We start from the raw sequence: 386 nt of genomic DNA, 5'->3' as shown, positions 1-386 counted from the left end.
TGCTCTTATCGCTATTATGGCGCAAATGGGTTCCTTTGTCCCTGCAACTTCAGCCCACATTGGCGTTGTTGACCGCTTGTTTAGTCGTGTTGGTGCTTCTGATGACCTTGCACGGGGGCGCTCAATCTTTATGATGGAAATGGTCGAAACAGCAACGATTCTTAATCATGCGAGTCACCATTCCCTTGTTATTCTTGATGAAATCGGACGAGGTACATCAACTTTTGATGGCCTTTCCATTGCTTGGGCAGCTGTTGAATATCTTCATGAAGTTAACCACTGTCGTGCTATTCTCGCCACACATTTTCATGAAATGACAGCACTCACCCAAAAACTTAATCGTCTTCATAACGTAACCATGAAAGTCAAAAATTGGGATGGATGTG

General features: G+C 44.0%; 1 protein-coding gene. It reads left to right on the top strand.

All coding sequences use genetic code 11. The features are described 5' to 3' along the window. Positions 1-386, top strand: a 386-nt coding sequence (locus J7R05_RS08965) for a MutS-related protein (RefSeq protein ID WP_425490174.1), incomplete at both ends; no start/stop codon positions are given.

It is taken from the genome of Bartonella capreoli (genome assembly GCF_902813205.1).
Lineage (GTDB): Bacteria > Pseudomonadota > Alphaproteobacteria > Rhizobiales > Rhizobiaceae > Bartonella > Bartonella schoenbuchensis.
This window is presented reverse-complemented; position numbering and strand designations above follow the sequence as displayed.